Here is a 22,036-nt window from a genome sequence, read left to right on the forward strand (position 1 = left end):
GGTCGACAAGAGGTGAACGATCGACCACGTTCTGTCGACTTCGATAAACGTCCGTCGCGTCGGCTTTCGCATCGGGCGTCGGAACCAGCAAGATAGGGGGGTTGTGTCCCAGCCCCCCTCGATTTCCCCCGGTGGCTTTTCTGTGACTCAGATCCCGACGTGGAGCGGCGGACCAGTCAGTCCCGCCAACGGACGCGCGGCACCCGGCACCACCATCGGTGACCGGTACTCGCTGCGGTCCGCGGTGGGCAACGGCGGAATGGGTACGGTGTGGCGCGCCACCGACACCCTGCTTCGCCGGGACGTGGCGGTGAAGGAGGTCGTCCTGCCCCCGGGGCTGGCCCCCAGCGACCGCGACGCCATGTACGAACGCACCCTGCGTGAGGCCCGCGCCGCGGCCGCGATCCAGCACCCCGCCGTGGTGCAGGTGTACGACGTGGTCACCGAGGCCGGCCGGCCGTGGATCGTCATGGAGCTGCTGGACGCCCGCAGCCTCGCCGACATGGTGATCGAGGACGGGCCGGTGGCCCCGCGCGCGGTGGCCAAGATCGGCATCGCGCTGCTCGGCGCTCTCGAGGTGGCGCACGCGATCGGCGTGCTGCACCGCGACGTCAAGCCCGCCAACGTGCTCATCTGCAGTGACGGCCGCTGCGTGCTGACCGACTTCGGTGTCGCCCGGATGCCGACCGACGTGCAGCTCACCACGCCCGGCATGGTGCTGGGCTCGCCGCACTTCATCTCGCCGGAACGGGCCATGGGGCAGGAGTTCGGCCCGCCGAGCGACCTCTTCTCGCTGGGCGTGACGCTCTACACGGCGGTGGAGGGGCGCCCGCCGTTCGACAAGGGCGACCCGATCGAGACCATGCACGCCGTCGTGGAGGACCCGCCGGCCCCGCCGCAGCGCAGTGGCCCGCTCACCCGGGTGCTGATGGGTCTGCTGGAGAAGGACCCGGCCCGCCGGCTGGACGTGCACACCTCCCGGGCCATGCTGCGCGAGCTGCTCGCCGGCCCGCTGGGCAGCACCGCCACGGCCGTGCACTCGGTCACCGACCCGTACGCCGTGGTGCCGGTGCAGCAGCGCCCGGCACCCGTACCCCCGCCGGCCCAGCCGGAGCCGAAGGCCGACAACCAGATCGGCGGCCGGGCGATGCTGGCCCCGGGTGAGTCGCTGACCGACCGGTTGGCCGCACTGCGCCGGGGCGAACGCCCGCCGCCGCCCGCCGGGGCCGGTGCCGGGCTCGACGTCACCAGCGCGGACGCGCTCGCCGGCCCGCTGCACACGCCCACCGGCGCGATGACCGCGACCGGCCGACCCGCCGGCGGACGCACCTACGGCAACGCGGACGCCACCCAGCGGGTGGACGTCGGCGGGCACCCGGACGCCACCCAGCGGGTCAGCTACGGCAACCGGCCCGAGGCCACCCAGCAGGTCGGCTACGGCGGTGCGCCGGAGGCCACCCAACGCATCGGCGGCACCTACGGCGGCGGCAACCAGTGGTCGGTGCCGGGCACCGGCCAGCCTTGGGCCACACCGCCCGCCAGGTCGGGCGGCAGCGCCCTGGACAAGGTCCGCGCCACCGGGGGCCAACTGGTCACCACGGTCAAGGGGTGGCCGCGCAAGGTGCAGCTCGCCGCGGCCGGAGGGCTGGCGCTGGTGCTGCTGCTCAGCATCGTGGCGCTGTCCAGCGGCGGTGACGACCCCGCCTCGAACGCTCCGCAGGCCCAAACCAGCCCGTCCGCCCCGGCCGGCCCGGCCCTGGAGATGCAGGAACACTCCGCCCGGGGCGTGCAGGTGATGGTGCCGAAGGGCTGGAAGAAGGCCACCGGCACCAGCTACATCGACTACATCGACCCCGAGGACGACGGCCGCAAGATCCGCATCCTCACCGAGAAGTGGACCGGGACGCCCACCCGCTGGGCGGAGAGCGCGCAGAACTTCCTCCGTACCAAGAGCACGACCTGCAAGAAGCCGTACGAGCAGGTGGCCATCGCCGAGCAGGAGTCGGCGGGCAGCCCGGGCATCGAGTTCGAGTACACCTGCGGCACCGGTGGCGACATGCGGCACGGGGTGTGGCGTGCGGTGGTCAAGGACGGCAAGTCGTACTCGTTCTACCTCTCCGCCACCGAGGCCAAGTTCGGCGAGAGCAAGCCGATCTTCGACGAGATGGTGAAGACGTTCCAGCTCACCGGGAACGGCTGAGCCGGAGGGAACCGACAGGGGTGATCCGCCGCCGTGCTATCAAGAGGCATGGCGGCGGACACCACTGAGATCGACGACATTCGCGAGCAAGCCCGGCGTTGGCTGGCGGACGACCCCGACCCGGCCAGCCGCGACGAGCTGACGGCGGTGCTCGACGGGCTGCCGGCGACCGCCGCCGAGCTGGCCGACCGGTTCGCCGGGCCATTGACCTTCGGCACCGCGGGCCTGCGCGGCCCGCTGCGCGCTGGCCCGAACGGAATGAACCTCGCCGTGGTCACCCAGGCCGCCGCCGGTCTGGTCGGCTGGCTCGCCGCTCAGGGCGGCACCGGCCCGCTGGTGATCGGGTACGACGCCCGGCACGGCTCCCGCCAGTTCGCCGAGCGGACCGCCCAGGTGGCCACCGGGGCCGGTCGGCCGGCGCTGCTGTTGCCCCACCCGCTGCCCACTCCGGTGCTGGCGTACGCGGTGCGCCAGCTCGGCGCGGTGGCCGGAGTGATGGTCACGGCCAGCCACAACCCGCCACAGGACAACGGCTACAAGGTCTACCTGGGCGCCGAGCTGGGTGGCGAGCTGGGCGCGGGCGCGCAGATCGTGCCGCCGGCTGACGCCGGCATCGAGGCCGCCATCCGGGCGGTCGGTCCGTTGGCTCAGGTGCCGCTGGGCCAGCCCGGTCAGGTGCTCGGTGAGGACCTGGTCGCCTCGTACGTCGAGCGGGCCACCGCCGTGATCGCGCCGGAGGGGTCCCGGGACCTGACCGTGGCGTACACCCCACTGCACGGTGTGGGTGCCGCGGTGCTCACCGCCGCCTTCGCCCGGGCCGGCTTCCCCGTCCCCGGCGTGGTGCCCGAGCAGGCCGAGCCGGACCCGGCGTTCCCCACCGTCTCGTTCCCCAACCCGGAGGAGCCGGGGGCGGTGGACCGGCTGATCGCGCTGGCCGACTCCACCGGCGCGGACCTGGCCATCGCCAACGACCCGGACGCGGACCGCTGTGCTGTCGTGGTCCGCGACGACACGACGGGTTGGCGGATGCTGCGGGGCGACGAGGTCGGCGCGCTGCTCGCCGACCACCTGATGCGTCGCGGCGTGACCGGCCTCTACGCCACCACCATCGTCTCGTCGTCGCTGCTGCGGGCGATGTGCGCGGCCCGGGGCCTGCCCTACGACGAGACGCTGACCGGGTTCAAGTGGATCGTCCGGGCCGGCGGCGGAAGCGCCCCGCTGGTCTTCGGCTACGAGGAGGCGCTGGGGTACTGCGTCGCGCCGGAGCACGTGCGGGACAAGGACGGGATCACCGCCGCGTTGACCGTGGCCGAGCTGGCCGCCGGCCTCAAGGCGCAGGGGCGCACGCTGACCGATCGGCTGGACGAACTGGCCGCCGAGTTCGGCGTACACCACACCGACCAGCTCTCCGCCCGGGTCGACGACCTACGGGTGATCGCCGACGCGATGGCCCGGATCCGGGCGGCCACTCCGACCACGCTGCTGGGTCAGCCGGTCGACAGCACCCAGGACCTGCTTCCCGAGTCGGACGTGGTGATCCTGCGTACCGCGTCCAGCCGGGTGGTGATCCGCCCCTCCGGCACCGAGCCGAAGCTCAAGGCGTACCTGGAGGTGGTCGAGCCGGTGCCCGACGGCGATGTCGCCGCCGCCCGCGCCCGCGCCGCGGCGGCGATCGCGCAGCTCCGCACCGAGATCGCCGCCGCCCTCGGGCTTTAGTGAAAGGAAGGGTCCCTTGTTACCGCCTGGTGCATAACAAGGGACCCTTCCTTGCACTTCAGCGGCGGGGGCCGAGAGCTTGGTCGACGGCCCGGCCAAGGGCGGCGACCACCAGGCCGACCGAGGGGCGGACCACCGAGTCGTCGGTGCTCACCTGGCCGGAGAACCCGGCGCCGGTGGCGATCTCCTCCAGGCTGCGGCGGGCGTCGGCGGCGGCCTCGCCGCTGACGCCGAGCGCGGACTCCATCCGCAGCACCGCGACCAGGGTGGCCAGCGCGGCGGTCCGCTCGTCCGGTGCCGCCGCGCCGGTCAGCGCCTCGGCCAGTCGCTGCCGGGTGTCCGCCTCGACGGAGGCGTCCACCACCGGGTAGCGGTGGACGTGGATGAAGCCCAGCTCGGTCTCGTCCACGTCCTGGACCACACCCTGCCGGCACAGGTCACCGAGGATCCGGTCGCGTAGGCCGTGCCGCAGCCGCTGCACCCAGGACGCCGGCGTGTGCGGGGTGTCGGCGGCGATCCGGCCGAGCACCTCGTCGGTGACCGGCTCGCCGGTGGGCGTCGGGTCGACCACCGTCAAGGACCCGTCGGTGTACGCGAGCCGGCCGGCCAGGGCCAGCTCGACCAGCACCGCCGCGGCCATGCCCAGGTCCAGGCTGATCCGCGGCATGGTCGCCTTGCCGGTCGTGTCGTCGTACGCGAGCAGGAGCAGCTCTTCGGCGAGCGCAACACCAGTCATGGCCGGAGACGGTAGCGGGTCCACGCACCCTCGTGCGCGGACCCGCCCGGACTCGACGTCGACTCCGGTGCTGACTCAGAACCGGGGCATGCCGCCGAACTGGCGGTCGCCGGCGTCGCCGAGCCCGGGGACGATGAACATCCGGTCGTTCAGACCCTCGTCGATCGCGGCGGTGACCAGTCGCAACGGCAGGCCGGAGCGTTCCAGCCGCTCGATGCCGACCGGCGCGGCGAGCACGCAGAGCACGGTGATGTCGGTGCAGCCCCGGTCGGCCAGCAAGCGGCAGCAGTGCTCCAACGAGCCGCCGGTGGCGAGCATCGGGTCGAGCACCAGCACCGGCAGGCCGGACAGCTCCCGGGGCAGCGACTCCATGTACGCGCGCGGCTCGTAGGTCTCCTCGTCGCGGGCCAGGCCGACGAAGCCCATCGAGGACTCGGGCAGCAGGCCGAGCGCGGCGTCCGCCATGCCCAGGCCGGCCCGCAGCACCGGCACCAGCAGCGGCGGGTTGGCCAGCCGGGTGCCCTCGGTGCCGGTGACCGGCGTCTGCACCGGGTACCGCTCGACGGGGAAGGAGCGCGCCGCCTCGTACACCAGCATGGTGGTCAGTTCGTGCAGCGCGGCCCGAAACGTCGAGGAATCGGTGCGCGCGTCCCGCATGGCGGTCAGCCGGGACTGGGCCAGCGGGTGGTCAATGACGTGTACGTCCACGATCGCTCAACCTACCGGTCCGTCCGGCGCGGCGGTGCGGGTGCGGCCGGACCAGCGACGCCGCTCACGTGGAGTCGCCGTTCGGGGTCACGTGAGCAAGATCACTCAGCTTGCCGGTGCGTAGACTTCGGGGCATGACGGCGACAGCGACGTCGGCCCGGTCGGAGCTCTCCGAGCTGGGACGATCCGAGACCGCTCTGCGGACCTTCCTGCACGGCCTACCGGGCGTGGACCAGGTCGGCGCGGAGCAGCGGGCGGCACAGCTCGGCACCCGCTCCATCAAGACCACTGCCAAGGCCCAGGCGATCGACCTGGCGATCCGGATGGTCGACCTGACCACCCTGGAGGGGGCGGACACCCCGGGCAAGGTCCGCGCGCTGGCCGCGAAGGCGCTGCGCCCGGATCCGGCCGACCTGTCCTGCCCGCACGTCGGCGCGGTCTGCGTCTACCCGGCGATGGTTCCGTACGTCGCCGAGGTGCTGCGCGGAAGCGGCGTACACCTGGCCAGCGTGGCGACGGCCTTCCCGTCGGGTCAGGCGCCGCTGGAGATCAAGCTCGCCGACACCCGGGCCGCCGTCGCGGCCGGCGCCGACGAGATCGACATGGTGATCAACCGGGGTGCCTTCCTGGCCGGCCGTTACAAGGAGGTCTACGACGAGATCGTGGCCACCAAGCAGGCCTGCGGCGACGCCCACCTGAAGGTCATCCTGGAGACCGGCGAGCTGGCCACCTACGACAACGTGCGCCGAGCGTCCTGGCTGGCCATGCTGGCCGGCGGTGACTTCATCAAGACCTCCACCGGGAAGGTCCCGGTCGCCGCGACGCTGCCGGTGACCCTGGTGATGCTGGAGGCGGTCCGCGACTTCCGCGCCGCCACCGGGCGGCAGGTGGGCGTGAAGCCGGCCGGCGGCATCAAGACCACCAAGGACGCGATCAAGTACCTGGTGATGGTCAACGAGACCGTCGGCGCGGACTGGCTCGACCCGGACTGGTTCCGCTTCGGCGCGTCCAGCCTGCTCAACGACCTGCTGATGCAGCGCACCAAGCTGACGACCGGCGTCTACTCCGGTCCCGACTACTTCACCCTGGACTGATAGCCGATGTTCGAATACGCACCCGCCCCCGAGTCCCGCTCGGTGGTGGACATCAAAAGCGCCTTTGGGCTGTATATCGGTGGGGAGTTCGTCGACCCCGTCGACGGCGGCAGCTTCAAGTCGATCAACCCCGCCTCCGAGGAGGTGCTGGCCGAGATCGCCGAGGCCGGCGCCGAGGACGTGGAGCGCGCGGTACGCGCGGCCCGCAAGGCGTACGACAAGGTCTGGGGTCCGATGCCGGGCCGCGACCGGGCCAAGTACCTGTTCCGGATCGCGCGGCTGATCCAGGAGCGTTCCCGCGAGCTGGCCGTGCTGGAGTCGCTGGACAACGGCAAGCCGATCAAGGAATCCCGGGACGTCGACCTGCCGCTGGTCGCCGCGCACTTCTTCTACTACGCCGGTTGGGCCGACAAGCTGGGCCACGCCGGGTTCGGTGCGAACCCGCAGCCGATCGGGGTCGCCGCGCAGGTCATCCCCTGGAACTTCCCGCTGCTCATGCTGGCGTGGAAGATCGCCCCGGCCCTCGCCGCCGGCAACACCGTGGTGCTGAAGCCGGCCGAGACCACTCCGCTGACCGCGCTGCTCTTCGCCGAGATCTGCCAGCAGGCCGAGTTGCCGGCCGGCGTGGTCAACATCGTCACCGGCGCCGGCGACACCGGCCGCGCGCTGGTCGAGCACCCCGGCGTGGACAAGGTCGCCTTCACCGGTTCCACCGAGGTCGGCCGGGCCATCGCCCGCTCCGTCGCCGGCACCCGCAAGAAGCTCACCCTGGAGCTGGGCGGCAAGGCCGCCAACATCGTCTTCGACGACGCGCCGATCGACCAGGCGGTCGAGGGCATCGTCAACGGCATCTTCTTCAACCAGGGCCACGTGTGCTGCGCCGGCTCCCGGCTGCTCGTTCAGGAGAACGTCGCCGACCGGGTGTTGGAGTCGCTGAAGCGCCGGATGGCCCAGCTCCGCCTCGGCGACCCGCTGGACAAGAACACCGACATCGGCGCGATCAACTCGTCCGCCCAACTGGACCGGATCCGCGAGCTGTCCGACGCCGGTGCCGCCGAGGGCGCCGAGCGCTGGTCGCCGCCCTGCGAGCTGCCCGAGCGGGGCTTCTGGTTCGCGCCGACCATCTTCACCGGGGTCACCCAGGCACACCGGATCGCCCGCGAGGAGATCTTCGGTCCGGTGCTGTCGGTGCTCACCTTCCGTACCCCGGCCGAGGCCGTGGAGAAGGCCAACAACACACCGTACGGGTTGTCGGCCGGGATCTGGACCGACAAGGGTTCCCGGATCCTCTGGATGGCCGACCGGCTGCGCGCCGGGGTGGTCTGGGCCAACACGTTCAACAAGTTCGACCCCACCTCGCCGTTCGGCGGCTACAAGGAGTCGGGCTACGGTCGCGAGGGCGGCCGGCACGGGCTGGAGGGCTACCTCAATGTCTGAGCGGGTCGCGGTACGCAAGACGTACAAGCTCTTCATCGGCGGAAAGTTCCCGCGCAGCGAGTCGGGACGGTCGTATCTCGTGCAGTCCTCGAATGTGTCACTGGCCTCCCGCAAGGACGCCCGGGACGCGGTGGTCGCCGCCCGCGCCGCCGTGAAGGGCTGGGCCGGGGCGACCGCGTACAACCGGGGTCAGATCCTCTACCGGGCCGCCGAGATGCTGGAGGGCCGCCGCGAGCAGTTCGTCGCCCTCGGCGTGCCGGGCGACGAGGTGGACGCCGCGGTGGACCGCTGGGTCTGGTACGCCGGCTGGTCCGACAAGCTCCCCCAGGTGTACGGCGGCGCCAACCCCGTCGCCGGCCCGTACTTCAATCTGTCCGCGCCCGAGCCGACCGGCGTGGTCGCGGTGGTCGCGCCGGAGCGCCCGGCGCTGCTCGGCCTGGTCAGCGTGATCGCCCCGGCGATCGTCACCGGCAACACGGTCGTGGTGGCGGCCTCCCCCTCCGAGCCGCTGGCGGCGGTGACGTTGGCCGAGGTGCTGGCGACGTCCGACCTTCCGGGTGGTGTGGTCAACATCCTCACCGGCGCGATCACCGAGACCGCGCCGACGTTGGCCGCGCACATGGACGTCAACGCGATCGACCTGAGCGGGGTACGCGACGCCGCGCTCGCCACCGACCTGGAGGTCAAGGCGGCGGAGAACCTCAAGCGGGTGCTCCGGCCGCTGCCGGCCGACCACGACTGGTCCGCCGACCCGGGCCTCACGGCGATGACCGCGCTGCTGGAGACGAAGACGGTCTGGCACCCCAAGGGGGTGTGAGCTTCGAGCCCCGCCGGCTGTGGGGGTTTCCCGGACGGACGCCAGGCCCGCGCGGGTCTGTCAAGATCGCGCAATTTCAAGGAAGTAGTGCCCGTCGGTACGCCGGAGGCCACTACATCCTTGTTCCAGTGCCAGATCTCGACGGTCCGTCGCGCGGATCTCGGCGGCGGCTGTCGCCCCGGTCCCCCCTCGGCCCCGCCGGTGATCATGGAGTTGGCGGGTGAATCGATCTCCATGGGGCGGGTCAACCTCATGATCGACCTGGTGGGGCCGGGCAGGTCTACTACCGGGGGTAGGATTGCAGGGTGACTCGGTTGGGCGATCTTGAGCGTGCGGTGATGGACGTGCTGTGGGACGTGGTTCCGGGCACGTCGGACGGCGTGACCGTGCGCGAGGTGGCCGACGCACTCGACGGCCGCGAGCTGGCGTACACCACGGTGATGACCGTGCTGGACCGGCTCGCCGGCAAGGGCATGGTGCAGCGCGAGCGCGAGGGTCGGGCCTGGCGGTACCGGCCCGCGGCCAGCCGCGAGGCGCACATCGCCCAGCTCATGCTCGACGCGCTCGACCTGGGTGGCAGCCGGGACGCCGCGCTGGTGCGCTTCGCCCATTCGGTGACCGGCACCGAGGCCGAGGTGCTGCGTGCCGCCCTGGGCGCCGAGGCCGGGCTGACCGGGCCGGGCGAGAGTGAGCTGACCGACCGGGTGGACGGGCCGACGGGCCGCCGGCCGGCCGGCGAGGCAGCGGAGCGGTAGGGCGAGCGCCATGGCATACGCCGTGCACTTCGCCGCCACCATGCTGGCCTGCTATCTGACCGCCCAGGTGCTGGCCAGCTCCACCTGGACCTGGCGCAGCCCGCGGGTGGCGATCATCTGCTGGCAGGCCGTCGGTCTGGCGCTCGGCCTCTCCGCGATGGGCCTGCCGATGGCGCTCGGGTTGACCGCGTACGACCTGCCGACCGGGAGCGCACTGCTCGCCCTGACCACCGACCTCGGCCACGGCACCCTGCCGGTCGGCGTGGGCGCCTTCCACCTGGCCGGAGTCGGGGTGGGCTTCGGCATCGGGGCGGTGCTGGTCACCACGACCGTACGCAGCATCCACGGCACCGTACGCGCACAGCGTCGACACCGGGACCTGCTCACCCTGGTCGCCCGGGACGATCCGGCCGCGCCCGGCGCGCTGGTGCTGGACCACCCGAGTGCGGCCGCGTACTGCCTGCCGGGGGTGAAGCCGCGGGTGGTGGTCAGCGCCGGCACGTTGAGCCTGCTGGACCGGGCCGAGTTGGCCGCCGTACTCACCCACGAACGGGCGCACGCCGAGGAGCGGCACGACCTCGTACTGCTGCCGTTCACCGCGCTCTGCCGAGCGTTGCCCTGGTTCGGTTGGGTCCGCGACGCGCACGAGCGGGTCGCCCTGCTGGTCGAGATGCGCGCCGACGACAAGGCGCGCGAGCTGCACGCCGAGGCGCCGCTGGCGGGCGCGCTGCGCCGATTCGCCGCCGCCGGCCACCGGATCACGCCGGCCGGCGCGCTGGGCATGGGCGACCGGGACCTGGACGTACGGGTACAGCGCCTACTGGTCAGCGACCGACCGCCCCGGATGCTCGGCGCCGCCGCCCTCGCGGTCGCCGCCACCCTGGTCGCCCTCCCGGTCACCCTCTTCCTGAGCTGACCTCCGCCCCAACCTCTCCCGCACGGCGCACACCGTGCCGCACGCATCGTGCCGCGCGTCGCAGGCACTCGATCCTGGTTCGAGTGGCATCCCTCCGCCCGCGAGGCCACTACATCCAGGGTCGAGCGCGCGAACCAACCCCCACCCCTCGGCTACTACGTGCCGTCGTAGACTTATCTACGACGGCACGTAGTAGCCGACGTGTAGCCAAGCTACGTGTAGGATGGCTACGACAAGGGAGCCAACCTACGGAGAGCTGGCCATGGACACCCTGCTCCTCGCCCGCCTGCAGTTCGCCACCACGACCTCGATCCACTTCCTGTTCGTGGTCGTCACGCTCGGGCTGGTCACCCTGCTGGTCGGAATGCAGACCGCCTGGGTGCTCACCGGCAACCCGGCCTGGGAGCGCCTGACCCGGTTTTGGGGCCAGCTCTACGTGATCAACTATGTGCTCGGCATCGCCACCGGCATCGTCATGGAGTTCCAGTTCGGGCTGAACTGGAGTGGCCTGTCGCGCTACGTCGGCAACGTCTTCGGCGCACCGCTGGCCATCGAGACGCTGGTGGCGTTCTTCCTGGAATCCACCTTCCTCGGAATGTGGATCTTCGGCTGGCACCGACTCCGCAAGGGCGTCCACCTCGCGCTGCTCTGGGGCGTGGCGCTCACCGCGTACGCGTCGGCGTTCTGGATCATGGTGGCCAACTCCTGGCTGCAACACCCGGTCGGATACGAGGTGCGTGACGGGATCGCCCACCTCACCGACTTCGGCGCGCTGCTCACCAACCCGAGCCTGGGCATGGCGTTCGGGCACGTGGTCTCGGCCGGCCTGCTGGTCGGCGGGATGCTGATGGCGGCCGTCAGCGCCGCGCACCTGCTCCGGCGTACCCCGGACCACGCGCTCTTCCGCACCTCACTGCGGGTCGGGCTGGTCACCTCGGCCCTGGCGATCACCCTGGTGCAGGGCTTCGGCTTCGCCCAGTTCGGCCCGGTCGGCGCGGTGCAGCCGACCAAGTTCGGCCAGGGTCCCGAGGCCCAGGCACTGATCACCGAGTGGACGGCCCGGTTCGGCCCCGGCGACTACACCCCGCCGGTGCTGGCCAACGTCGGGCTGGGCTTCATGATCCTGATCGGCTTCACCCTCGGCTGCGTCTGGCTCCTGCTCCCGCTGCTCTTCCGGGACTGGATCATCCGGCTGCGCTTCCCGCTCTGGCTGGTCCTGCTCGCCCTGCCGCTGCCCTTCATCGCGGTGATCCTCGGCTGGATCGCCCGGGAGGTCGGCCGCCAACCCTGGGTGGCGTACGGGCTGCTCCCCACCGAGCAGGCGGTCTCCCCGGTCAGCGCCCCGCTGATGCTCACCTCGCTGATCGGCTTCAGCCTGCTGCTGGGCACTCTCGCCGTCACCAACTGGGTGCTGCTCGTCCGGCACGCGGCACGCGGCGCGGGCGATCCGGCGCTCGGTCGGCCGCCGGCACCGCCGAACGAGCCGGCACACCCCGAACCCGCTCTCGCCTGAGGAGATCACCGTGGACCTCGCCTGGTACGCCCTGCTCGGCCTGTTCTTCGGCGGTTACCTGGTGCTCGCCGGCTACGACTACGGCGTCGGGCTGCTGCTCGCCCGGGGCGGCGCACCGGCCGCGCGGCGGGCCACGCTCACCGCGCTCGGCCCGTTCTTCCTGGGTAACGAGGTCTGGCTGGTCGCCGCCATGGGCATCCTCTTCGGCGCCTTCCCGATGCTGGAGGGCGAGCTGCTCTCCGGCTGCTATCCGGCGGTCGCCGGCGCGCTGACCGGGGTGATCCTGGTTACCGCGGGAGTGCAGCTGCGCAGCCGTCCGACCGACGAGCGGATCCGCGCCCGCTGGGACCGGGTGGTGGTCATCGGCAGCGCGCTCGCGGCGCTGGGCTGGGGCGTCCTGCTGGCCGCGCTGCTACAGGGCGTACCCCGGCAGGCCGACGGGCACGTCGACGGGGTGTCGCACCTGGCCACCCCGTTCGCGGCCGCCGCCGGGCTGGCCATGGTCACCCTGGTCGCGGTGCACGGTGCGACGTTCCTCACCCTGCGCCTGCCGGCCGCCGACGCCGCCGTGGTCGGGCGGACCGCCCGCCGGTTGGTGCCGGTGGCGCTCACCGCCGTCGCGGCGGCCACCGTCGTGGGCCTGCTCTCCTCCCGGGTACGCGACGCCGTGCAGCGGCCGGCGGTGGCCGTACTCCTGCCGGTGTTGCTGGTGGCGGCGCTGCTGGCGGCCCGCGCGGCGCTGGTCCGGCGACGGCCGGGGTGGGCTCTGCTCGCCACCGGCGCGACCCTGGCGCTGCCGGTGGTGCTGGTCGGCGCGGCCCTGTGGCCCTACGTGCTGGTGTCCACGACCGACGCGAGCGCCTCGCTGACAGTGACCGACGCCGCCGCCAGCGCGCCGACGCTGCGGCTGCTGGGCTGGGTGGCGCTGCCGCTGCTTCCGGCCCTACTAGGCTTCCAGGCGATGTGCTGGTGGGTTTTCCGGGGACGGACCGACGGCAGGGCACCGGTGTACTGGTGAACCGCCGTCCCTTCGACCCGCGTCTGCTGCGCCGGGTCCCCGCGGCCCGGCGCGATCTTGCCGTGCTCGCCCTGCTCGGAGTGCTCGCCGCCGGGCTGATCGTCGCGCAGGCAACCGCGCTGGCGGCGGTGCTGGCCACCGCCGTGGACGGCCGGCTGGACCGACCGGCGCTGGCCGGTCTCGTGGTCAGCGTCGCCGCCCGCTCGCTGCTGGTCTGGGCGCAGGGCACGGTCTCGGCGCGGGTCGCCGCCACGGTCAAGGCCACCCTGCGGGCCGACCTGCTCGGCGCGGTGGGCCGGCACGGGCCGGGCTGGGTCGCCGGGCAACGGGCCGGTCAGCTGGCGACCCTGGCCGGGCGCGGGCTGGACGCGCTGGACGCGTACTTCACGGGTTATCTGCCGCAGCTGGTGCTCAGCGTGACCGTCCCACTGGCGGTGCTGGCCCGGATCGTCCTCGCCGACTGGAGCTCGGCGGTGATCATCGCGGTGACCCTGCCGCTGATCCCGGTCTTCGGCGCGCTGCTCGGCTGGCAGGCGCAGGCCGCCACCGAGCGACAGTGGCGCCGGCTCGCCCTGCTGGGCGGGCACTTCCTCGACATGGTCGCCGGGCTGCCCACGCTGCGCGCGTTCGGCCGGGCCCGGGCACAGACCGAGGTGGTCCGCCGGATGGCCGACGGGCACCGGGTCGCCACCATGAAGACGCTGCGCATCGCGTTCCTCTCCGCGCTGGTGCTGGAGCTGGTCGCCACCCTCTCGGTGGCCCTGGTCGCGGTGCCGGTCGGCATCCGACTGCTCGGCGGCGGCCTGGCCCTGCAGACCGCGCTGCTGGTGCTCCTGCTCACCCCGGAGGCGTACCTGCCGCTGCGGGCCGCCGGCAGCCGCTTCCACGCCAGCATGGAGGGGCTCACCGCGCTGGACGAGGCGCTCACCGTCTCGGCGGTGCCCGCCGCACCCCGGGTCACCGAGGGCGCGACCACCCCGTCCGGGCGGGCGGAGATCCGGTTCGAGTCGGTGACCGTGACGTACGAGCGGACCACCGCGCTTCGCGACGTGACGCTGACCATTCGCCCCGGCGAGCGGATCGCGATCATCGGGCCCAGCGGCGCGGGCAAGAGCACCCTGCTCGGCCTGCTGCTCGGCTTCGTCACCCCGACCAGCGGCCGGGTCACCGTGGACGGGATCGACCTCGCCACCGCCGATCCGGACGCGTGGCGGCGGCAGGTCGCCTGGGTGCCGCAGCGCGCCCACCTCTTCGCCACCTCGCTGGCCGACAACATCCGACTCGGTACGCCGGACACCCCACCTGACGCGCTCGCCGACGCGGTACGTGCCGCGGCTCTGACCGACGTGGCGGCCGGGCTGCCGGACGGGCTGGAGACGGTGCTCGGCGAGCGCGGGCACGGGCTCTCCAGTGGCCAGCGGCAACGGGTGGCGCTGGCTCGGGCGTTCCTCCGGGACGCGCCGCTGGTGCTGCTCGACGAGCCCACCGCCCGGCTGGACACCGCGGCCGAGGCCGTCGTCCTCGACGCGACCCGCCGCCTGGTCGCCGGCCGGACCGCACTGCTGGTCGCGCATCGGCCGGCGCTGCTGGCCGACGCCGACCGGATCCTGCGGATCGAGGACGGCCGGGTCACCGAACTCACGCCCGAGCCGACCGGGAGGGCGACCCGATGAGCGCGGTACCCGATCCGTTGGCCACCGGTCCGGGCGCGCTGGGCGCGGCACCCGAGCCGGCGACCACCCCGCCCTCGGCCGGACGGCCCACTGCCGAACGGGCCGTGCTGCGGCTGGCCCGGCCATACCTGGGCCGGCTGGTCGGCGCGGGGCTGCTCGCCACCGCCACCGAGTTCGCCGGGCTCGCGCTGATGGCCACCGCGACCTGGCTGTTGATGAGCGCCGCCGGCCGGCCGCCACTGGACCGGCTCACCGTGGCGATCGTCGCGGTGCGCGCGCTGGCGATCAGCCGGGGGGTGTTCCGCTACACCGAACGGCTCGCCGGGCACGACGCGGTACTCCGCATGATCACTGACGTCCGGGCCCGGGTCTTCGCCACCCTCACCGCCCGTCGCACGACCGGGCACCGCTCGGGGGACGTCCTGAGCCGGCTGGTCTCCGACGTGGAGGCCGTCCAGGACCTGCTGCTCCGGGTACTGGTGCCGGGCTCGGCGGCGGCCCTGGTCGGTGTGCTGGCGGTGACCGGGGCGGCCCTGATCTCGCTGCCGGCCGCCGGCGCGCTCGCCGTCGGGCTGGTGATCGCCGGGGTGGCGCTGCCCGTCCTGGCCACGGCCGTCACCCGGCGCAGCGCGGCGCAGGTGGCCCCGCTGCGCGGAGAACTTGCCGCCGACGCGATCGACCTCACCCACGGTGCCGCCGACCTGGCCGCGTTCGGCGCGACCGACAATGCGCTGCGCGTCGCCGAGCACCGGGCCCGCCGACTGGCCCGGCTGGAACGCCGGCTGGCCGCCACCGGGTTCGCGGTCGACGCGGCCGGAGTGCTGGTCGCCGGGCTGACCGCCGGCGCGGTGGTGCTGGCCGCGTTGGCCGCCGACGTACCGGGGGTGCTGGTCGGCGTACTGGCCGTCGGCTCGCTGGCCGCCGTCGAGGTGACGCTGGCCCTGGTCGCGGCGGCCCGGCAGTGGACCCAGCTGCGGCCCGGCCTGGCCCGGGTGGCCGCCCTGCTCGACGTGGGCACACCGACTCCGTCGGCCGCCATCGGGAACCTGACTCCGGACGGCCCGTACGACCTGCGCTTCGCCCGGGTGACCGTGCGGTACCGAGCCGGCGCGGCACCCGCCCTGGACGAGGTGAGCCTCGACCTGCCGGCGGGACGTCGGATCGCGGTGGTCGGTCCGAGCGGTGCCGGCAAGAGCACGCTGGCCGCCGTGCTGACCGGCACCGTCCAACCCGAGTCCGGCCAGGTCACCCTGAACGACCGCGACCTGTCGGCGTACGCCGAGGAGGAGCTGCCCCGCGCGGTCGGCGGGCTGCTCGCCGAGGCGTACGTCTTCCACGCCACGGTGCGGGAGAACCTGCTGCTCGGCCGGGCCGGGGCGGACGAGGCCGCGCTGACCGCGGCGACCGCGGCAGCGGGCCTGCTGGACTGGGTACGCGCCCAGCCGGCGGGCTGGGACACCGTGGTCGGCGAGGAGGGCGGCCAGCTCTCCGGCGGCCAGCGGCAGCGGCTCGCGCTCGCCCGCGCGTTGCTCGCCGCGCCGGCGGTGCTGGTGCTCGACGAGCCCACCGAGGGGCTGGACCCGGCCGCCGCCGACGCGGTGCTCGCCACCGCCCTCGCCGCCACCCCGGCCGGGCACTCGGTGCTGCTGATCAGCCACCGGCTCAGCGGGCTCGCCGGCCTGGACGAGATCGTCGTCCTCGACGGCGGCCGGGTGATCCAGCGTGGTCGGCACGCCGAGCTGGTCGCCACCCCCGGCTGGTACCGGGACCAGTGGCTGCTCCAGGCGGCCGCCGAACGCGGATACCTGGCGCTCACCCCCTGACCGGTCTCGGGGACCGACCAGGGTTCTCCCGGACGTCGGGGCGCTCGACTCGTGGCAGGGTGGTGCCATGCCGCGCTGTGAGGACGTGTTGGTGGAGGACCACCTGCGGGAGTTGGCCGCCCGTTTGCAGGGGCCGACGCGGCTCAAGTCCGACCTGCTGACCGAGGCCCGGCACGGGCTGCTGGACACCGTCGAGGCGTACCGCGAGCGTGGGGTGCCGGCCACCGAGGCGCAGCGTCGTGCGGTGGCCGAGTTCGGCTCGCTGGCGCAGCTCCTCCCCTCCTGGCAGGCCGAGCTGGCGGTGGGCGCGCTGCGCGGGCTCTCGCTGCGGATGCTGGCGGTGGCCGGTGTGCTGGTGGTGGCCGGCGACCTGACCTGGCGTGGCGCGAGCTGGAGCGCCGGCCCACCTCCGCCGGTCCTCTACCGGCTGCTCTCCGCCTCGGTCGACTGGATCTGGATCGGCGCGCTGCTGCTCGCGGTGGTCGGTCTGCTGGTGGTGGCGGCGAGCGCCCGTTCCACCCGGCCGGGCCTGGCCGCCGCGCAGCGCGCCGTGGGCGCCGGCCTGACCGGTCTGTTGGCCCTCGGCATGCTGGCCGGGTGCCTCCTCTTCGGCTGGTCGGTCGGGCTCTGGGACGCGGCGCTGACCTGGCCACCGATGATCATCGGCGCGGTGCTGGTCGGCGGCGCCTCCTTCTCGCTGGCCCGTGCGGCGCGCGGCTGGCTGCTGGCCACCGCCCGTTGAGCCACGCCCGCCCCGATGGGCCGGGGCCGGGCCGGTGTGCCGCTCAGGCCGAGGTGGCGGGTGGGCTGCCGGGGTCGAGGAACCGACCGACCGTCGTACGGAACTCGTGCCAACCGTCGCGCTCCCCGGCCAGCGCCCGCCGGCCGGAGTCGGTGAGCTGGTAGGTCCGCCGCTCGCGTCCGTTGACCGTGCTCCAGGTGCTCGCCACGTGCCCGGCGCGCTCCAGTCGGCGCAGCGCCGGATAGATGGTGCCGGTGGGCAGATCGAGGCTGCCGTCGCTACGCGCCCGCAGTGCCTCGATGATGGCGTACCCGTGCAGCGCGCCCTGTTCGAGCACGGCGAGCAGGAGGGCGTCGAGGTGGCCGTGCAGCGCCTGGGCCTTCATACGTAGCTACGCTACTTGTCGGACGGCCGGTCCGCCACCGGCAGGCCGACCTGCCTCGGCACGCCCCCACGGGGTGCGGGCACCGACCGTTCCCGGCTGCCGACTAGGGTATGTGCCACGAGTCACTCGTCGGTCGGAGACGCCGACGGGTGGGCAAACCGAAGCACACGGAGGTCAGCGTGGCCCGCCAGTCGCCCCAACGGCCCGACGCCGACGAGCCCGAGCTCGACGACACCACCGGCGCGGCCGAGCCAGATGAGGCCGACGAGGCCGAGGACACCGACGCAGTGTCGGCGTCCGTCGACCGGTCACTCTGGGACGAGTTGCGGATCGACCCGGTCGAGATCGCCCTGCCCGCCGGCACCGGCTTCACGCTGCGCGCGTACCGGCCGGCCGGGGAGCTCACCCCGACCGACGTGACCGAGCGGGACCAGGACGACCCGTTCCTCGCTCGCCGCCAGGTGACCGACGAGGAGGACGACGAGACCGTCGTCATCCTCGACGAGGAGTTGGCCGAGGAGTTCGCCGACAGCGACGACGAGGAGTCGCGCTCGCGCCGCGGCCGGGACGCCGACGCGACCGACGAGGCCGAGGCCGACGACGAGGAAGCCGCGGACGAGGCGGACGACGATGAGGTGCCGGCCTTCCTCAGCCACCGGGGCAAGCTGCTGCTGTTCAAGACCCCCGAATCGCTGGTCAGTTTCATCCGTTCCGGCGCGCCCAACGATCTGTCCCAACTGGACAGCTGGAATGAATTGTCCGAACGGGTAGAGCCGGCCGACATCGCTCCGCTCGACGAGGACACCTACGAACTCGACCTCGTCGTGGAGAACCTGCGCGGCGGGCACGACACCTGGGATTCGACCCTGCTGATCGAGGCCGGCGAGGTCGCGCGCGACATCTCGTACGCGTTGCGGCTGCCTGCGGTGCTCGACATGCTCTCCGCCGGTTCCAGTCTCGACGACCTGGACGAGGCACTGCGGGCCAGCGTCAACGGCGGGATCGGCGGATTCATGGGTCGGCGACGGCTCAAGAAAATCGGGGCACAAACCGCAAGTTTGGGTTGGCGCACCATTGTCGGCAAGATCTCTGCGGTGGTGGACTGGCGCGACTGACCCGTACCGGGGAGCATCAGTTGCTGGCAGTGGAAAGACCTGTCCCGGGAGGAGGACGACGCCTTGGCGCTCGTGCGCGTGTACTGCGGTCTGGCCTCGGCGGATCCGGCTGACCGGCCGGCCTCGGCCGGTTCGACGCTGACGTCCGCGGTGGTCGACGACGCAGGCCGTCTGCTTCATGTCTGCGAGATCGGCGACGACGCGGCTGGTTACGCCCAGCTCGTCGCGCTGCTCGTGGAGCGGTCGGGCGGGCCGAGCGGCGCGGCCATCGCCGCCGACAGCGACGACCACACGGTCACCTCGCTGCTGAGCGCGGCGGGTCGGCCCCTGGCCATCGCCGACGACGACTCGGTGGACGACTTCGCCGAGCGGTTCGCCGACGACGACTCCCTGGAGGAGATGCAGTCCCCGCCGGCCGAACGACGGGCCGTCGGCCTGGCCCGCGCGCTTCAGGCGGGTGCGCTCTCCGCGGTCACCCTGCCGGCACCCCGGGACCTCGCCGGCTTCAAGCAGGTGCTCGCCGCGCACGCCGCGCTGGCCAGCGGTCGGCACTCCGCCGCCGTGGCGCTGCGCGAGGTGCTGCGCGAGCTCTACCCGGCGGCGCTGCGCGCGTACCCCGATCCGGCCGAGCCGGTCTCCCTGGCGGTGCTGGACGCCCTGCCCGAGCCGGGCATGCTCGGCGGCACCGTCGCCCGGGGCCGTGAGGTCTCGGTCGCTGCGGACGCCATCGCCGCGCACCTCGCCGCCGACGGGGTCGCCGACGCCGACGAGATCAACGAGGCGGTCACCGCGCTGCGGGTCGCCATCTCCGAGACCCCCCGCCGCGCCGCGGTGAACCGGGCGCTCACCTCCGCGGTGGCCGAGACGGTCCGACAGGCCGTCGCCTCCGTACGGGCCTGTGACGCCGGATGCGAGGCGCTGGTCAGCGCGCTCGGCGCGCGGGTCAGCACGCCCGCCCCGGCCCCTGGCCGACGGGCCGCCGCCCGTCGTGGCGAGTCGGTCGGTGAGCTGACCGGCCTGGCCGGCACCAACGGCTTGCGCTCGGTCCGGCCGACCCCGGCCGCCGCCGAGCCCCTGCCCACCGTCGGCCGCCGCAGCCGTCCCGAGCCGATGCCCGGCGGCACCCCGCTGGCCTCGCCCCGTCCGCTCGGGCCGCCACCGGTCGCCCCGGCCCCGGTCACGCCGCCGCCGGTCGCACCCGCACCGATGGCTCCGGCCGCGGTCGCCGGCCCGCCGGTGTCCGCACCACCGATGCGCGGCGAGCCCGCCCCGAGCCGGATCGACGGTCCGACCAACCGACCGGTCTCGTCGCCACCGCCTCCGCCCCCCGGGATCACCCCGATCGCACCGGCGCAGCGCGGCACCGTGCCGCCGGCCGAGGCCGGCGAGCCGTTCCGTCCGACGCTGACCACCGCCGCGATCAACAACGCGCGGGCCGAGCGGCAGCGCACGGTCATCCCGCCCCGTCCCAAGACCAACGGCGAGCGGTCAAGCCACCTGCAGCGCCCGGTCGAGGAGCCGCCCACCGGCGGGTTCAGCGCCACCGATCTCAGCATTCCGGTGCCCACGCCCCGCCCCGGCCAGGAATCCGCGCCGCCGGGCTCCCGGGCCAACTGGCCGCTGGTCAACAACCCGGAGGATCCGGCCGACAGCTCGGCGAACAACCCGGTCGCTTATCCCTATGGCGGCGGCCGCGGCATCGACGCGCCGACCGACCCGGGCCGGAGCGACCGGGTCACCCCGCCGTGGCTGGCGGACGACCTGCCGCAGGAGCCCCCCATGCTGCGGCTGGTGGAGCCCCCGCCGCTGGCCGACCGGGCGCTGCGCGAGGGGCTCAACCCGCCCAGCGACCCCCGCCTGGAGACGCCGCCGCTGCGGCTGGTCGACCGGGAGCGTGAGCAGGCCGCCCGCAATGGCCGTCCCGCAGCCCGCACCGAGCACCGTCCGCTGCCTCCGCTGGAGCGCCGGCCGGCACCGGTCGAGCACCGGCCACCGCCGGTTGCCGACGAGGGCGACGGCGACCTGCTGATCTTCGCGCAGGCCAAGTCGGCCTGGTTCGTCGGGCAGGCCGAGGAGACCGACCTGGACTGGTCGACCATGGCCGACACCGGGTGGCAGGCAGCCGAGCAGGCCGCGCGGCCCTCGGTGGGCGCCGAGACGACGGCCGGGCTGCCGAAGCGGGTGCCGCAGGCCAACCTGGTCCCGGGTTCCCCGCTGCGCGAGGAGCGTCCGCTGAGGATAGTGCGTGATGCGGCCAGTCTCGCGGAGAACACCACCGGTTACTTCCGCGGCTGGCGCCGTGGGCAGGAGATCGGCGGGTTCGCGGTGGGTGGTCGACCGGGTCGCGAGGCCGCCGGTGGCTGGGACTTCAGCCGCGACCACGGAGACCGCGACGACGATCGCGAATACGAGTACCGGTCCGCCGGCTACCAGTCCTGACCACCAGCGAGACGTCCCGTACGCACGTGTTCCCGGCACAGTCGGCTGACTGACGCCGGGAGCGCTGCGGTTTGGCCCACAGATCGGCACGAGGACAGCCGGCGACGCCCGTCGCCGGCTGTTCTGCCGATCGGCCCCGGACTCCGTCCACCTGAGATGCTCCGCTGGCCCGGCTGACAGCCTCGCAGCGGCTGCGGCGGGGGCTGCCGGCCCCTCGACACCCCACAAAAAAGATCTTGGAGGAAGGCCGCCTCGTGCCAAGTCCTGCCAAGATCTCAGCTCGGGGACGGGCGAACCCGGACAGCATTCAACGCCCGGTGGCGGCCAGGGCCACCACCGGGCGTTATCGCCCGGTCAGGCCGGGGCGACGGCGCGCGTACGGCGCATGGTGAGCACGTACTCGACCAGCGAGATCAGCACGTGCTTCGTCGACTCCCGGTTACGGGCGTCGCAGGCCACCACCGGCACGTCGCTCGAGATCGCCAACGCGTCCCGGACGTCCTGCGGGTCGTGGTACTGCATCCCGTCGAAGCAGTTGATGGCCACCAGGTACGGCAGCCGCCGGTGCTCGAAGAAGTCGATCGCCGCGAAGCAGTCGGCCAGCCGGCGGGTGTCCACCAGCACGACGGCGCCGATGGCACCCCGCACCAGTTCGTCCCACATGAACCAGAATCGGGTCTGACCCGGCGTACCGAACAGGTACAGGATCAGATCACGGTCGATTGAGATCCGGCCGAAGTCCATGGCCACCGTGGTCGTCGTCTTGCCCGGCACCTGCCGGGTGTCGTCGACGCCCACGCCAGCGGAGGTCATGATGGCCTCGGTGGTCAGCGGCGTGATCTCCGATACCGAGCCGACCAGCGTCGTCTTACCGACGCCGAATCCACCGGCGATAACGATCTTCGCCGACGTCACGCGGCCGCTCGGGTTCGGCGGGCGGTGCGACATG

18 protein-coding genes are annotated in these 22,036 nt (G+C 73.3%); 14 read left to right on the forward strand and 4 right to left on the reverse strand.

What is annotated here, in order from left to right; translation table 11 throughout:
- The first annotated feature begins 142 nt into the window (after positions 1-142).
- Together ACFQGL_RS09830 and ACFQGL_RS09835 are read left to right on the forward strand one after the other, a co-directional pair.
- Positions 143-2,200, forward strand: coding sequence for a serine/threonine-protein kinase (locus ACFQGL_RS09830; RefSeq protein WP_377508755.1), 2,058 nt, complete (start codon positions 143-145; stop codon positions 2,198-2,200).
- 48 nt (positions 2,201-2,248) lie between these two features.
- The gene (locus ACFQGL_RS09835; RefSeq protein ID WP_377508758.1) at positions 2,249-3,916 is read left to right on the forward strand and encodes a phospho-sugar mutase; all 1,668 of its coding nucleotides are present in this window, start codon (positions 2,249-2,251) and stop codon (positions 3,914-3,916) included.
- Positions 3,917-3,974: 58 nt separating this feature from the next.
- Here the strand turns inward: ACFQGL_RS09835 and ACFQGL_RS09840 are convergent, their stop codons facing one another.
- On the reverse strand, positions 3,975-4,652 hold the full coding sequence (locus ACFQGL_RS09840; protein ID WP_377508761.1) for a GOLPH3/VPS74 family protein: 678 nt from the start codon (positions 4,650-4,652) through the stop codon (positions 3,975-3,977).
- A 75-nt stretch (positions 4,653-4,727) separates the two neighbouring features.
- A complete protein-coding gene (gene upp / locus ACFQGL_RS09845) occupies positions 4,728-5,360 on the reverse strand; it encodes a uracil phosphoribosyltransferase (protein WP_377508764.1) in 633 nt (210 codons plus the stop codon).
- A gap of 134 nt (positions 5,361-5,494) precedes the next feature.
- Here upp and deoC point away from each other — a divergent pair, with 134 nt between their 5' ends.
- From deoC to ACFQGL_RS09895, 10 genes are all read left to right on the forward strand, one after another.
- Positions 5,495-6,454, forward strand: a complete 960-nt coding sequence (gene deoC / locus ACFQGL_RS09850) for a deoxyribose-phosphate aldolase (RefSeq protein WP_377508767.1) — start codon at positions 5,495-5,497, stop codon at positions 6,452-6,454.
- Between the two features lie 6 nt (positions 6,455-6,460).
- Complete coding sequence (locus ACFQGL_RS09855; RefSeq protein WP_377508770.1) at positions 6,461-7,891, forward strand: aldehyde dehydrogenase family protein; 1,431 nt, start codon at positions 6,461-6,463, stop codon at positions 7,889-7,891.
- Positions 7,884-8,708 carry an aldehyde dehydrogenase family protein gene (locus ACFQGL_RS09860; protein WP_377508773.1) on the forward strand — a complete coding sequence of 275 codons (825 nt, stop codon included), beginning with the start codon at positions 7,884-7,886 and terminating at the stop codon, positions 8,706-8,708. The genes ACFQGL_RS09855 and ACFQGL_RS09860 overlap by 8 nt, the downstream gene beginning before the upstream one ends.
- Before the next feature lie 305 nt (positions 8,709-9,013).
- Entirely contained in the window at positions 9,014-9,463 is a 450-nt protein-coding gene (locus ACFQGL_RS09865; protein WP_377508776.1) for a BlaI/MecI/CopY family transcriptional regulator, read from the forward strand.
- Positions 9,464-9,473: 10 nt separating this feature from the next.
- Positions 9,474-10,379 carry a M56 family metallopeptidase gene (locus ACFQGL_RS09870; RefSeq protein ID WP_377508779.1) on the forward strand — a complete coding sequence of 302 codons (906 nt, stop codon included), beginning with the start codon at positions 9,474-9,476 and terminating at the stop codon, positions 10,377-10,379.
- A 262-nt stretch (positions 10,380-10,641) separates the two neighbouring features.
- Complete coding sequence (locus tag ACFQGL_RS09875) at positions 10,642-11,892, forward strand: cytochrome ubiquinol oxidase subunit I (protein ID WP_377508782.1); 1,251 nt, start codon at positions 10,642-10,644, stop codon at positions 11,890-11,892.
- Between the two features lie 10 nt (positions 11,893-11,902).
- Positions 11,903-12,910: a cytochrome d ubiquinol oxidase subunit II gene (locus ACFQGL_RS09880; protein WP_377508785.1), complete on the forward strand. Its 1,008-nt coding sequence runs from the start codon at positions 11,903-11,905 to the stop codon at positions 12,908-12,910.
- Positions 12,907-14,583, forward strand: coding sequence for a thiol reductant ABC exporter subunit CydD (gene cydD, locus ACFQGL_RS09885; protein ID WP_377508788.1), 1,677 nt, complete (start codon positions 12,907-12,909; stop codon positions 14,581-14,583). The genes ACFQGL_RS09880 and cydD overlap by 4 nt, the downstream gene beginning before the upstream one ends.
- Positions 14,580-16,406 (forward strand): thiol reductant ABC exporter subunit CydC, encoded by a 1,827-nt coding sequence (gene cydC / locus ACFQGL_RS09890; RefSeq protein ID WP_377508791.1) that lies wholly within the window; start codon positions 14,580-14,582, stop codon positions 16,404-16,406. Before cydD ends, cydC begins: the two co-directional genes overlap by 4 nt.
- Positions 16,407-16,473: 67 nt before the next feature.
- Positions 16,474-17,148, forward strand: coding sequence for a permease prefix domain 1-containing protein (locus ACFQGL_RS09895; protein ID WP_377508794.1), 675 nt, complete (start codon positions 16,474-16,476; stop codon positions 17,146-17,148).
- 43 nt (positions 17,149-17,191) lie between these two features.
- Here ACFQGL_RS09895 and ACFQGL_RS09900 read toward each other — a convergent pair whose 3' ends face one another.
- A complete protein-coding gene (locus ACFQGL_RS09900; RefSeq protein ID WP_377508797.1) occupies positions 17,192-17,533 on the reverse strand; it encodes a PadR family transcriptional regulator in 342 nt (113 codons plus the stop codon).
- Between the two features lie 149 nt (positions 17,534-17,682).
- Here ACFQGL_RS09900 and ACFQGL_RS09905 point away from each other — a divergent pair, with 149 nt between their 5' ends.
- Both ACFQGL_RS09905 and ACFQGL_RS09910 read left to right on the forward strand, forming a co-directional pair.
- Positions 17,683-18,648: a DNA primase gene (locus ACFQGL_RS09905; protein WP_377508799.1), complete on the forward strand. Its 966-nt coding sequence runs from the start codon at positions 17,683-17,685 to the stop codon at positions 18,646-18,648.
- Between the two features lie 39 nt (positions 18,649-18,687).
- Positions 18,688-21,087 (forward strand): transposase, encoded by a 2,400-nt coding sequence (locus ACFQGL_RS09910; protein ID WP_377509554.1) that lies wholly within the window; start codon positions 18,688-18,690, stop codon positions 21,085-21,087.
- 354 nt (positions 21,088-21,441) lie between these two features.
- Here ACFQGL_RS09910 and ACFQGL_RS09915 read toward each other — a convergent pair whose 3' ends face one another.
- Positions 21,442-22,035: a GTP-binding protein gene (locus ACFQGL_RS09915; protein ID WP_007455465.1), complete on the reverse strand. Its 594-nt coding sequence runs from the start codon at positions 22,033-22,035 to the stop codon at positions 21,442-21,444.
- Position 22,036: the final 1 nt, after the last annotated feature.

It is taken from the genome of Micromonospora vulcania, from assembly GCF_042658605.1.
In the GTDB taxonomy this organism is placed as follows: domain Bacteria; phylum Actinomycetota; class Actinomycetes; order Mycobacteriales; family Micromonosporaceae; genus Micromonospora; species Micromonospora vulcania.

Bases quoted from the DNA above. Each gene is read 5' to 3' on its own strand.
- ACFQGL_RS09835 (WP_377508758.1), top strand. From the start codon at position 2,249: ATGGCGGCGGACACCACTGAGATCGACGACATTCGCGAGCAAGCCCGG.
- ACFQGL_RS09840 (WP_377508761.1), bottom strand. From the start codon at position 4,652: ATGACTGGTGTTGCGCTCGCCGAAGAGCTGCTCCTGCTCGCGTACGAC.
- deoC (WP_377508767.1), top strand. From the start codon at position 5,495: ATGACGGCGACAGCGACGTCGGCCCGGTCGGAGCTCTCCGAGCTGGGA.
- ACFQGL_RS09855 (WP_377508770.1), top strand. From the start codon at position 6,461: ATGTTCGAATACGCACCCGCCCCCGAGTCCCGCTCGGTGGTGGACATC.
- ACFQGL_RS09860 (WP_377508773.1), top strand. From the start codon at position 7,884: ATGTCTGAGCGGGTCGCGGTACGCAAGACGTACAAGCTCTTCATCGGC.
- ACFQGL_RS09870 (WP_377508779.1), top strand. From the start codon at position 9,474: ATGGCATACGCCGTGCACTTCGCCGCCACCATGCTGGCCTGCTATCTG.
- ACFQGL_RS09875 (WP_377508782.1), top strand. From the start codon at position 10,642: ATGGACACCCTGCTCCTCGCCCGCCTGCAGTTCGCCACCACGACCTCG.
- cydC (WP_377508791.1), top strand. From the start codon at position 14,580: ATGAGCGCGGTACCCGATCCGTTGGCCACCGGTCCGGGCGCGCTGGGC.
- ACFQGL_RS09895 (WP_377508794.1), top strand. From the start codon at position 16,474: ATGCCGCGCTGTGAGGACGTGTTGGTGGAGGACCACCTGCGGGAGTTG.
- ACFQGL_RS09900 (WP_377508797.1), bottom strand. From the start codon at position 17,533: ATGAAGGCCCAGGCGCTGCACGGCCACCTCGACGCCCTCCTGCTCGCC.
- ACFQGL_RS09915 (WP_007455465.1), bottom strand. From the start codon at position 22,035: ATGTCGCACCGCCCGCCGAACCCGAGCGGCCGCGTGACGTCGGCGAAG.